General features: G+C 44.0%; 7 protein-coding genes. 3 read left to right on the top strand and 4 right to left on the bottom strand.

All coding sequences use genetic code 11. The features are described 5' to 3' along the window. Positions 1–311 precede the first annotated feature (311 nt). Together QUA16_RS00035 and QUA16_RS00030 are read right to left on the bottom strand one after the other, a co-directional pair. Complete coding sequence (locus QUA16_RS00035) at positions 312–1,604, bottom strand: ATP-binding protein (protein WP_333103753.1); 1,293 nt, start codon at positions 1,602–1,604, stop codon at positions 312–314. Between the two features lie 183 nt (positions 1,605–1,787). Then, a complete protein-coding gene (locus QUA16_RS00030) occupies positions 1,788–4,106 on the bottom strand; it encodes a tetratricopeptide repeat protein (RefSeq protein ID WP_333103752.1) in 2,319 nt (772 codons plus the stop codon). A gap of 160 nt (positions 4,107–4,266) precedes the next feature. Here QUA16_RS00030 and QUA16_RS00025 point away from each other — a divergent pair, with 160 nt between their 5' ends. The 3 genes from QUA16_RS00025 (at position 4,267) to QUA16_RS00015 (ending at position 12,004) form a co-directional block, all read left to right on the top strand. Further along, positions 4,267–6,834: a glycosyltransferase gene (locus QUA16_RS00025; RefSeq protein ID WP_333103751.1), complete on the top strand. Its 2,568-nt coding sequence runs from the start codon at positions 4,267–4,269 to the stop codon at positions 6,832–6,834. A gap of 143 nt (positions 6,835–6,977) precedes the next feature. Next, on the top strand, positions 6,978–10,484 hold the full coding sequence (locus QUA16_RS00020; RefSeq protein WP_333180955.1) for a glycosyltransferase: 3,507 nt from the start codon (positions 6,978–6,980) through the stop codon (positions 10,482–10,484). A 191-nt stretch (positions 10,485–10,675) separates the two neighbouring features. Beyond that, positions 10,676–12,004, top strand: coding sequence for a GH39 family glycosyl hydrolase (locus tag QUA16_RS00015; protein WP_333103749.1), 1,329 nt, complete (start codon positions 10,676–10,678; stop codon positions 12,002–12,004). A gap of 125 nt (positions 12,005–12,129) precedes the next feature. Here QUA16_RS00015 and QUA16_RS00010 read toward each other — a convergent pair whose 3' ends face one another. Both QUA16_RS00010 and QUA16_RS00005 read right to left on the bottom strand, forming a co-directional pair. Beyond that, the gene (locus QUA16_RS00010; protein WP_333103748.1) at positions 12,130–12,429 is read right to left on the bottom strand and encodes a contact-dependent growth inhibition system immunity protein; all 300 of its coding nucleotides are present in this window, start codon (positions 12,427–12,429) and stop codon (positions 12,130–12,132) included. Further along, the gene (locus tag QUA16_RS00005; protein WP_333235745.1) at positions 12,426–12,611 is read right to left on the bottom strand and encodes an RNase A-like domain-containing protein; all 186 of its coding nucleotides are present in this window, start codon (positions 12,609–12,611) and stop codon (positions 12,426–12,428) included. Before QUA16_RS00005 ends, QUA16_RS00010 begins: the two co-directional genes overlap by 4 nt. Positions 12,612–12,695 lie beyond the last annotated feature (84 nt).

The raw sequence follows: 12,695 nt of genomic DNA, 5'->3' as shown, positions 1-12,695 counted from the left end.
TGGGGAGGGTAAGCAAGCGTTACAAAAATTATGTTTAATAATTTTAATTATATCACGCACCAACTCGCCTGTCAACGGACAATAATTTTTATTATAACTGGTAATTTATACCACTAAAAAAAGGAATGCAACTGTAGCCCCTCTCCCCACCCCAATACTCACACTTATTCCCAATTATTCAATGTTTTCATCTCCCCTATTAAATATTATTAACTTCGAGATTATCTCATCTCGGTTAGGATTTATAAGAGAGAAAGTAATTAATTTTTCCTACATTATAGCTGATACCTTTTGGCGAAATTAGACCTCAATTAAGCGAGAGTAAAGTAAAAAGTTGAACCTTGCTCCGGTTCCGATTCCACCCAGATACATCCGCCGTGAAGTTCCACAATTTTTTGACAAATTGCTAAACCAATACCTGTCCCAGGATATTCTCTTTGAGTGTGCAAGCGCTGGAAAATTTGAAAGATACGTTTTTGATGCTGGGGAGCAATCCCAATTCCATTATCGGAGACAGAAATTAACCAGTTTTCCTCCTGTTTGCAAGCGGTAATATGAACCACAGGCGGTTCATCGTGGCGATATTTAATCGCATTGCTGACTAGATTTTGAAATAGCTGTACGAGTTGAGAAATATCCCCCATTACTGCGGGCAATTCGCTGTAGGTGACAACGGCTTTAGTCTCGCGGATCGCCCCTTGCAGGTGCGCGAGTGCTTGCTCGACTGCATGATTGCAATCTGTCAGTTGAAAAGGTTTCGGGCTCTTGCCAACGCGCGAATATTCGAGTAAATCGTCAATTAAAGTTTGCATTCTGGTGCAGCCATGAACGATATTGCCGATAAACTTACTACCTTGGCTGTCGAGTTGGTCTTTGTAGCGTTTTTCTAAAAGTTGAGCGTAACTGGCAATGGTTGCTAAAGGCGCTTGCAAGTCATGAGAAGCCACATAAGCAAATTGTTCGAGTTCTGCATTTGAACGCGCTAATTCTTGGTTAGATTTTAATAGAGCAGATTCGGCACGCTGGCGGTGGGATATCTCTTGTTGGAGTACCAAGTTTTGCTCTTGCAGAGCTTTTTCAACAGCGCGGCGGGTGCTGATTTCTTGTTGCAAGATTTGGTTTTTTTCCTGAAGCGTTTTTTCGACTGCTAAGCGGCTCGTGATTTCTTCTTGCAGCAGCACATTTTGTTCTTTTAGCTGCTTTTGTAAATTCCGCAGGCTGAGGTGACTTTCGATGCGGGCGAGCACTTCTTCAAACTGAAATGGCTTGCTGATATAGTCAACAGCTCCCACAGTAAATGCGTTTACTTTGTCAAATACTTCATCTTTAGCGCTGATAAAAATTACCGGGATTTCGCGAGTTTTTGCTTCTAGTTTCAAGTGCTGACAGACTTCGTAGCCGTTCATTTCCGGCATCATTATGTCGAGCAAAATCAAATCTGGTGGATTAGAATTGCAGGCTCTCAAAGCCATTTTTCCGTTAATCACGCAGCGTGGGGTGTACCCCCTCTGAGTCAACATTGTAGACAACAGACGCAGGTTTTCTGGTGTATCGTCTACTACTAAAATGTTTCCTAACGGCGTCCCTGGTTGGTGATTGTTCATTGATTATTTCCCAGTTCCTGTTTTCTTCACAAAAAATGTTGGCAGCTATTTTATTTAGGACTTACGGAAAACACCCGGTTTCTAGTAGGAATATTGGGGAAAGAAAACGAGGAATCCGCTCATAAACCGGGTGTTTAGCCGTTTGTGTACAAGCAAGTCCTGTTATTGTTCGTTTACCAATCCTCAAACCCCCAGCAGCAGAGTCAGAGCATTATTGTTCCAAGTCAATCCTTTATCTAAAACCTTAAATCCCGCGACTTCGCACATAGCTTCTAAAGCAGTAGCTGTAGGTAGCCACCACCAAGGCCCAAAGTCGTTGATGTCAAAAACTGCTTTCTGAATTACTCCTAAAATGGGTGCACCGTCGGTGTGCTGCTGCCAGTAAGCTGTTAAGATAGCTCGTTCTGCTTCGCCTAAAGCGGGAATGAAGATTACCCCAGAAGCTGGAATTTCGTAGCGACCCCGCTCGTTTTCTATAACTTCTTGAGTAATAGCTGAAGTTAAGATTAAATACTCCCCAGTTATTTGACGCAAACTCGTTAAAATTTGCAACGGATGGGGGTGATGGTACAAAACTCCTGCACAGTGAACTACATCGTAAGGCTCGCCAATGTCTGCAAGCTGAATCTGAGTGATATCTTGATTGATACAGTGATAATTAGCAAGATTTAAACTTGTCATGCGATCGTGAAAATCTTGCCACCACTGGAGGGAGGCCGGCATGGCATCAATCATTGTCAGAGAAACAGCACCGTATTTGCTAGCTACAGATACTTTTTCGTTGACAGTTCCCCACAAGCCACCGACTTCTGCAAAAGTCTTGCCTTTGGCGACTCGGGCGATATAGCGATCGCGAATATCCTTAGCCTCTAACTCTAATAATAGAGTAGATTGTCCTGTTTGACGCTGTTTTTCTAAAATTTCCTCTAATTTTTTGGATGTTTCTGGATCTTTGGGTCTAATTTCTAATGCCATCAAGTACAACATTATGGCTTCGTTAAGCCGATCGATCTCAGCAAACTTTTGGGCTATTTCGCAGTAAAATTCAGGAGCGTGCTGCGGCTGCATTTGGTGGTGATAGTAGCTAGTTGCTACATCTGTATCTACCGGAGTTCTTTTAATTAGAGCCTCACCTAACTTTAGGTAAATTCCCGGTAGAGACGGCTCGATTTGAATCGCACAAAGGTAGGCGGAAATAGCATCGTTCCATGCGTGACTTCCACTCAAAGCATCGCCTAAATTGTAATAAGACCAAGAAATAGTGGGATTAAGTTCAATAGCACGTTGGTAAACGGTAGCTGCGGCTTTCCACTGTTGGGTTTTTAACAGCGCTGCTCCTAAATTGTGGTAAGTCCAAGAGAATTCTGGATTGAGTGCGATCGCCCGCCGATAAGCGAGTGCTGCGGCTTCAAACTTTTGAAGTTTAACTAAAGTCAAAGCTAAGTTATAATGAGACCAAAATAAATCCGCATTTAGTGCGATCGCCCGTTCGTATGCAGCCTCAGCTTCTGACCACTTTTCTAGTTTAAAAAGAGCATCTCCTAACTTGTGAAAAGCAGCGAAAAAATTCTGGTCTACTTCAGTAGCGCGCTGGTAAGCTGCGGCGGATTCAGACCATTCTTCTAATCGATCGCAAGCTGCACCGATGCTGTAGTAAGACCAAGAATAATCCGGGTTAATTTCAACAGCCGTGCGGTAGGCGATCGCAGCTTCTTGCCATTTTTCTAAATTGAGCAGCACGCTGCCTAAGTTGTAGTATGATAAAAAAGAATTGGGATTTAAATCAATACTTTTTCGGTAGGCAGCCTCCGCTTCGCGCCAGAGTTCCTTAGCTTGCAAAACATTGCCTAATTTGTAATGAAACTCCGAAATCTCCGGCTGGAGTTGAATCGCTTTGCGGTAGTGAATAATAGCTTCGTCCCACTGCTTTAGCTCGCTAGCAGCTTCTGCCAATTGGCAGTAAGCTTCGCAAAAACTCGGGTTTAAATAAATCGTGCGATGGTAACAAGTCAGTGCTTTTTCGGGCTTGTTTTGCGCCAACAAAGTATTACCTAAATCGAGATATTCTTCCGCTATCTCTATCGGTTCCACCATGAGTGCTTGATACCAACAGTCTGCTGCTTCTTCAGCTTGACCGACTTGGGTAAATATCCGGCTCAAATTACGGTAAAATCCTGCAAAGTTTGGTTGCAGGGAGATGGCTTTTTGGTAACAGGCGATCGCCTCTTGCCACTGTTCCAAAGTAGCGCAGACAGTGCCGAGGTTAGCAAAAGCTTCGGCAAAATCGGGTTGCAGGGCGATCGCAACTTTATACCAATACCTTGCGTCTTCTAGTTTACCCTGAGCTTGCAGCGCCTTTCCCAAGGTCTTGCAAGTCTCTGCTGAATTGGGTTCAGATGCCAAAACTTGTTGGCAAAGTGCGATCGCCCGATCGAAGTTCCCTGTAGCCAAATAAATTTCTGCCTGCTGCTGGAAATTCACTTGCACTGTTTCTGAATTCATTTTTTATTTTCCTTTTGAGTAATCATTCCATGTAAAATTATATGCTACACTTTGCCAAAGTTCAAGTTTTGGTAAGTAGATATACCGGACACAGAATAATGCTGAATGTCCGCCACATTAATCTAAACTAGATAATCATAGGTTAACAGCGAGCTAAATAATGTCAACACCTACTCGAACACCGCAAGTAAGCGTAATTATACCTGTATATAATGGATCTCGCTACATCGTACAAGCGGTGGAGAGCGCGCTGTCCCAAACTTTTACTGATTTGGAGATTATTGTTGTAGATGACGGTTCTAGCGATCGCACGCAGCAAGTATTGCAGCCTTATTTGGACAGAATTCGCTACATATATCAGGAAAATCAAGGAGTAGCAGCCGCCAGAAATATTGCTTGCCAACTAGCGCAAGGGGAGTTTTTAGCATTTCTAGATGCCGATGACTATTTCCTACCATCCAAGCTAGAGAAACAACTAGCTTGCTTTGACGATGACCCCACCTTAGATATGGTGCAAACAGGTTGGCTGATGGTCGATGAAACAGGGAAAGATATTTCTGAAATGAAGCCTTGGCAGCAAGCGCCTAAATTAGATTTAGAAAGCTTTATTATATTTAAATGCGTGCGTCCTAGTGCGATGATGCTGCGCCGCAAGTGCTGGGAAGATTTGGGTGGTTTCGATTCTCACTTTTCGCTAGGCGAAGATTTAGATTTTGCCTTGCGTTTGACTTTAAAGGGGTACAAAGCAGTTTGGTTAGAAGAGATTCTTACCTGTTATCGCCAGCACAATTCTAATATCATGTCAAGCGGTTTGCCGCTAATGAAGAATACAGAAATTTTGATGAAAGAATTCTTCAATAGACCTGATTTGCCTGAGTCAATCCGCCAGTTAAAAAACCAGGAACACTATCTATCCTTCCAGTGGCTGGCATGGCGGATGTACCGCGACGGTCATCTAGCAGAGATGGCCCAGTGTTTGGAAAAATCATTGCAATATACGCCTTTTTCGCCCACAAAAACAGTCTTGAATTGGGTGGACACTTTTAGGAGAGCTTCTGAAGAATACGGTGAAAATTTTGATGCTTATTCGCTGAGTAAGTTAGCCCAATGGCAAGAGATAATTTTGATGGTGATGACTAATCCACCCCAATCTCAACAGAGTTCTATTCCCACACCTTCACCAGCGCGTGAAGCGAAGCTATGCCGTAGGGAATCACACATTCTACTCTACAACACGGACGATCCGGGCGTGGGAGGATTAGCACAGTACAATCATGCCCTTCTCTGTAAGTTAGCCCTATTAGGCTATCGAGTCACTTGCTTGCAAACCAAACATTCTAGCCCCTTGGTTGAGCGAGAACGAGAGTTAGGTATAGAGCACTTGTGGCTGGATTTTAGCAGCCATAAAGATTTCCAGCGGGTGTTAAGGAATACTCAGGATGCACAAGAGATTTTTGCTAGTAATAAACCGGATCTAATTATTTTTAGCGATGGTTGGCCATTTGCCAATTTTGCAGCTAAACAGGTAGTTATTCAAATGGGAATACCATACATTATGCTGATCGGGTTAGTTATGCCAGAACACGCAATTTTTGCCGGCGGGGATGTAGTGCCTTATGCACAAGGAGTGCTATACCACTGTCTGCAAGCTAGAGCCGTGATTGTTTTGGCTTACGAACATTTGAATTTATTGTGCCAACATTTCAAGTTGCCAAAAGAGCGAGGACAAGTGATTTACTTGGGGCGTTCTCCTGAATATTTTGCACCTCCTAATGCTGCGGCTCGTCAACGCCTGCGACAAGAAATAAAAATTCCTGAAGATGGGATTGTCTGTTTCACATCTGCTCGATTGGCAGCGATTAAAGGGCATCGATATCAGATCGAAGCAATCAAGCAGTTGCAGCAGTCTCCTGTGTGGTCTAAACTGTATTTTGTGTGGGCAGGAACTGGTGAGGGAAGCGCTGACAATGTAGAAATAGAATTGAGGGAAACTATTAAAGAGTTAGGGCTGAGTGATCGCGTGAAGTCGATCGGACAGCGCTGGGATATCCTAGATTGGCTGGATGCTAGCGACATATTCATTTTGACTTCTCTAGCAGAGGCAGCGCCTTCTCTTGCAGTCATCGAAGCGATGGCTAAAGGATTGCCCGTAGTTGCTTCGGCAGCGGGCGGGATTCCAGAAGGACTCGGCGATACTGGGAAGTTGTTGCCCGATCCGAATACCGATCCGGAGGGAACAGCGAGAGAATTGGCGGAAACTGTAGAAGCTTGGGCGATGAATCCAGAATTGCGGCATCAAATCGGTCAAGCTTGCAAGCAGCGGGCCGAGAAACTGTTTAAAGAGGAACGGATGTTGGCAGAGTCGATTGAGGCGATCGAAAAAGCTTTACTTTCCGATTGCGAAAAAGATCAATTTGTTACTCAAAAACAGGTGCAGGAGTGGATGGCGAAGGTAGAAAGCCGGGTGCGCTATAGCTTTTTAGTGTGGAAGGCGTGGCACGCTTACTGTCAAGAAGATCTCATCGGGATGCAGAAGTGGCTTCAAGAATCTTTGCTGTGTACGCCTTTTTTGAGTACAGAAACGCTGTTAAACTGGATAGAATTTTTTGGTAATTTTTCGTCAGCTAAAGGGCATAATTTAGATACATATTCTCTAATTAATTCAGCCGAATGGCAACAATTAGTCGAGGAAGTACAGGGGATTGAATCTGTATTTTATGCACGCTAAAAGACCAGATTTACCTTTCAAATTCGGATTGCTGTCAGCAGTAGAATTGCATCTGTCTTCTGCCTTCTGCCTGACCTCCGTTACCTCCGTTACATCCGTTTCAGAATCCGTTGCCGAACCCTTCCTTATCACCGATAAAACTCATGTCAATGGCAAATCCGACACCGCGAGTAAGTGTAATTATTCCAGCATATAATGGATCTCGCTACATCGCGCAAGCGGTAGAAAGCGTCATCAGCCAAACCTATAAAAACTGGGAAATTATCGTCGTAGACGACGGCTCAACCGACGACACCCGCCAAGCATTGCAGCCTTACTTTGACAAAATTCGCTATGTTTATCAGGAAAACCAAGGAGTAGCTGCCGCCCGCAACCGAGGAATTCAGGAATCCCGAGGTGAATTAATTGCTTTTTTAGATCAAGATGACTTTTTCTTGTCCGATAAGTTAGCTGGACAAGTTGCGTTATTTGACGCTCAGCCATCACTAGGGATTGTTAATAGTGGCTGGCGAATTGTTCAAGAGCAAGGCGAAAGTATTTGCGATATAAAATCCTGGGAATACTTTCCTCAGCTAGATTTAAAAACCTGGATTGTTTATCTGCCCCTACTTCCCAGCGCCATGATGTTTTCGCGGCAGTGGCTGGAACGAGTCGGTGGCTTTGATTCTCAGTATGATTCAGTAGATGATGCCGACTTAATTGTGCGTTTATCACTATCTGGGTGCGAAGCTGTTTGGTTGCCTCAAGTAACAGTATGCTACCGCCAGCACGGGCAAAATGTGTCCATCCAGAGAGCGATAAAACAGGCCAACCTTTGTATTAAGTTCAAGCAAAATTTCTTCAGTAGAGCCGACTTACCCGAGGAAATACGCCAATTAGAAAAGCTTGCTTTTTATGAGGCTCTGACATGGATGGCGTGGCAACTGTACTACAGTGGCTATCCGGCAGAAATGACTGACTATTTGCAAAAATCTTTGGATTATACCCCGTACTCCCGGACAGCAACTATAGCAGATTGGGTAAAGCGCATCACCGGAATTGCTAAGACCTACGGCTGCCAAATCGATGCCATTGCTATGGGAAAATTACCAGAATGGAAACAGTTAATAGCTAGTATCCTCACTCCCAAAAAAGTACGCGTCAGTGTCATTATCCCGACTTATAACTGCGAGCGCTACATTCTCAAAGCCGTAGAGAGCGTTCTCAGTCAGAGTTATGAAAACTGGGAAATTATCGTCGTAGATGACGGTTCAACTGACAACACTCGCCAAGTTTTAGCACCTTACCTCGATTTTATTCAATACATCTATCAAGATAACCAAGGATCAGCAATTGCTCGAAATAATGCTTGCAAATTAGCAAAAGGGGAATTTTTAGCTTTTTTAGATTCTGACGACTTCTTCTTAGCAGAAAAACTAGAAAAACAAGTAGCTTGCTTTGACGCTGACCCCACATTAGATTTGGTGCAAACAGGTTGGCTGATCGTTGGCAAAAACGACGAAGGCATCTATGGAGTAAAGCCTTGGGAAGAATCACCAAAATTAGATTTAGAAACTTTTGTTTTGTACAAATCAGCGCGTCCCAGCGCCATGATGCTGCGGCGAGAGTGGTGGGAACGCTTGGGGGGTTTCGATCATCGCTTGCCGCCAACCGAAGATTTAGATTTTGTTCTACGTTTAGCTTTAAAAGGCTGCAAGTCAGTTTGGTTAAAAGAGATATTAACCTGCTATCGCCAGCACGACAGTAATCTCATGTCCAGCGGCTCCAAACTAATGAAAAATATGGAAATTGTGATGGAGCAATTTTTCGCGCGGCTAGACTTACCTCAGTACATCCGCGACTTGAAAGGCGAGGAACGTTACAGGTGTTTAGTATGGCTAGCGTGGCGGATGTACCGTGATGGATATTTGGCAGAGATGGTCGAGTGTTTGGAGAAATCTCTTCATTACACTCCTTTTACAGGTACGGAAACAGTATTTAGATGGTTAGAAACTTTTAGGGGTGTTTCGCAAGAATACGGGTTCGACTTTGATACTTATGCCTTAACCAATTTAAAAGAATGGCAAGATATCGTAGTGGTTGCTGCTAACAATACTCCTCAGTTTCAACCTGCACATATTTCGATTTCCCAACCGCAAAAAGCCCGCATACTACTGTACGCAGAAGACCACGGAGTGGGAGGCTTAGCTCAGTTCAACCACTCGCTGATGTGTAAATTAGTAGCCGAAGGCTACCAAGTTATTAGCGTTCAAACTAAAGCTTCTCACCCTTTAATTACCGAACAAAAACAGTTAGGTATAGAACATATTTGGCTGGATTTTGACACAGTAAAAGAGTTTTTGCGAGGTGCTTACAATTTAGGCGATGCTGAAAACATTTACGCGCAGGCTCAACCCGATTTAATTATATTTAGCGACGGCTCGCCGATGGCCAATTTTGCGGCCAAACAAGTTGCTATTAAGCAGAATATACCGTACATAGTTACTCTCGGTTATATCGATCGCAATTATGAAACTTTCGATCGGGGCGATCAAATTCCCTATTTGGAGGCTGTCTCCTATCAGTACGGTTTAGCCAAAGCAGTAGTAGCAGTGTCCCAGGAAAATTTAAACTTGTTCAAAAGAATTTTTAAAGTGCCTCTAAAACGAGGCAAAGTTATTTATTATGGGAGACCGAACAGTTATTTTGAGCAGCCGAATCTTTCCACTCGCCAACGCCTGCGTCAAGAACAAGGAATCCCGGAAAATGCTATCGTTTGTTTTACGGCGGCGAGATTGACTCCAATTAAAGGATATCAGTATCAATTGCAGGCGATCGCCCAATTGAAAAATCGTCCAATTTGGCCCCAACTTTACTTTGTTTGGGCCGGGCCTGGGTCTACAACTCACGACAATAGGGAACCTGAATTAAGAGCAACTGTGAGCCAATTGGGAGTAGAAGAACAGGTTAAATTCTTAGGACAGCGCTGGGATATTGCTGATTGGCTCGACGCCAGCGACATCTTTATTTTATCTTCCCAATCAGAAGGAATGCCGCTAGCAATTATGGAAGCAATGGCGAAAGGATTGCCCGTAATTGCCACAGCAGTCAGCGGGATTCCTGAAGAATTGGGAGATACAGGAAAGTTGCTCCCCGATCCTACAATCGACCCAGAAGGAACAGTAAAAGAGTTAGTAGAAACGCTGGAAATATGGGCAGAAAATCCCGAATCGCGTAGACTTGCAGGACAAGCGTGCAAAGCGCGAGCCCAAGAACTATTCAAAGAAGAACGGATGCTTCGGGAATATGGAGAAATAATTGAACAGGCATTTGTAAGTGACGATGAGATCGACAGTTTCTCTATTAGTCCGAAACTTCAAAAGCAGGTACAGCAAGTGGATAGCCTGCTGAAATACTATTATTTAGTGTGGAAAGCTTGGGAGGCTTACGATCGGGGAGATATGTCCGAGATGGTGAACAATTTGCAATCTGCTTGGGCCTGCACACCTTATTTGACCACAGAAACTATCTTTCAGTGGGTGCAAAATTTTGGTAGTTTCGCTGCGGAAAAACGAGTTAATTTCGATATCAACGAGCTGATAAACTCCGGAGCGTGGCAACAAGTGATAGAATCAATACAGGGTTTTGAAGTGTTTTCCTCGGTGCGTTAAAATTCTTATTGGTAAGTTGGTAGTAAGGAGTTTAGTTCTGATTGATTAAAGAGAGGACTAAACTCCTCACTAGGAATCTACTAATGTTTAACTGGTTCTGAGGCTCTGCCTCGCTTGCAAAGCAAATCGGCGAGTGAAATCGCTACTACACATACAAAGTCCGCCTTCGCCGAAGGGAGAAAAGAAAAGAGATGCAATTTACATTCAAGTTCCCACCTATTAATAAACTGCTGCCAATTTGTTTAGCTATTGTCACTGTTTTGTTAATAGCCTATTTGGGACAGCCAAGAGCGATCGCCCAACTGCGATCGAACGTTACAGTAGATTTTGGACAGCCAGCCACCGGTACAATTTCCATGAGCGGCATCCTGCACGGAATCGACACCGCAAAACCGCCGGATAGTTCTATCAAACCCTTGCAGCCCAAACTTTGGCGGGCCGGGAGACTCGATATTTACGATCGAGTAATCGCCAGCGGAGCCGAGTTTCAACTCTTAGTCAGCGACTTGTGGGGTTACGGCAGCAATCCCAAAGGCTGGCCCTATCAAAACTACCCCGCGTGGGAAGCATTCGTGCGGCAATTAGCTCAGCAAAATAAAGGCAAAAAAATTATTTGGGATGTGTGGAACGAACCCGATTTAAAAAATCCCTTTTGGAACGGCAGCAGAGAACAATTCTTTGAAACCTACAAAAGGGCTTACAAAATTTTGCGGGAAGAATTGGGGCCGTCAGCCCTGATTGGCGGGCCGAGCATTACCAACTACAACAAAGAATATATCGCCGCTTTTTTGGATTACTGCAAAGCGAACAAACTGGAAGTAAATTTCCTAGCTTGGCACGAACTCAACGACACGATGATTTTATTTGTTGACGATCATGTCATCGATGCTAAACGTAATTTTCAGCAAAGTCCCTCTTACAAGGAACTGAACTTGCAAAAAATTTACGTCAACGAAATTGTCGGGAACTTAGCGCAGTACCAGCCAGGGGAAATCTTAGGTTATTTGTATAACTTAGAGTATGCAAAAGCTGACGGTGCTTGCAGAGCTTGTTGGGAGACTCAAGGGCCAAATAAAGTTAGCAATTGCTTCAACAATACGCTGAGTGGGATGGTCATGCCTAATACTTTTGAGCCAAGAGCAGCTTGGTGGGCTTACAAAGCTTATGCTGACGGAGTTAATTCGCGGGTGCGGAGTTGGTCAAATAACAATCGCCTTGTCGCTTTAGCCAGCAAGTCAAATCCTGAAGGTAAAGCACAGATACTTTTAGGTTATTTCGACCCCAATTTTTCCTCAGCAACAACGGTAACATTAACCCTCGGCAATTTGGAGCAGCTAGGTATTCAAAGAGGTCAGAAAATCACTCTAAAATTAGAAAAAATTCCCAACAATCAAGAAGGATCAGTGCCAAAGCTTGTCACCGTTAAAGAAGAAAGTTTTTCGGTGGGTAGCGGCAGCTTGGCTTATGTTATCCCGAATTTTAACGTCCACGAAGGCTACTTATTGACGGTTAGCAAGTGAGCTTGATTTGAAGAGAAATCGCGGGGTGGGGGCGGGTTTATTTAACCTATCTGTACTTTTTGAGGCTAGTGGTGAACCCGCCCCTACGGGCTTATCGATCACGCGGTAGCTGATGTCAGTAGAGTTTAGCTGGGATTATTCAAAGATTTTTGCACCGATTCCAACCACTCTCGGACTGTTTGATTTTCGGATTGGGGGTCGTAGTAACACCCTAATTCATCGAGGATAAATGCTTCTAAATCGGCTGGGGCGATCGGCATTTCTAGCAGTTTGCTGAGCTCTTGCGATGCAGCTTCAACACTTGCGGGCGGTTCGCTGGTGCGGTAGTTGTTCACTACATCGCTGGGAGTGTCAGCTTCTAACGGCCAGTCTTGGTGAAAGTAGGAACTGAAAAATTGGGTTAAATGAGGAAATTGATTGATCATTGGGGATAGGCTGTGAGAATAAAGTATCCGGGAGGTAATTGGGCGCTGCGCTGGAGGACGATTCTCAGGCGAGATGTTGAAGTTGCTTTGGATGCGCGGCGACGCAGAGTAATACCAATGATTCTGTTGGCATTGTAGTTGATCGTATAACGATTACCTCGACTTTTTACCCAGGAGTCGATCGCACTTCATTTGTGACAAGTTAAGAAAAAGTGCAAATTGTCAAGGGGGTAGACCAAAAAAGGTAAAATAGGATGAAACCTTTA

This window comes from Microcoleus sp. S13_C3 (assembly GCF_036700905.1).
In the GTDB taxonomy this organism is placed as follows: domain Bacteria; phylum Cyanobacteriota; class Cyanobacteriia; order Cyanobacteriales; family Microcoleaceae; genus Microcoleus.
Note: the sequence above shows the minus strand (reverse complement) of the source record. Positions and strands in the feature narration are given on the sequence as shown.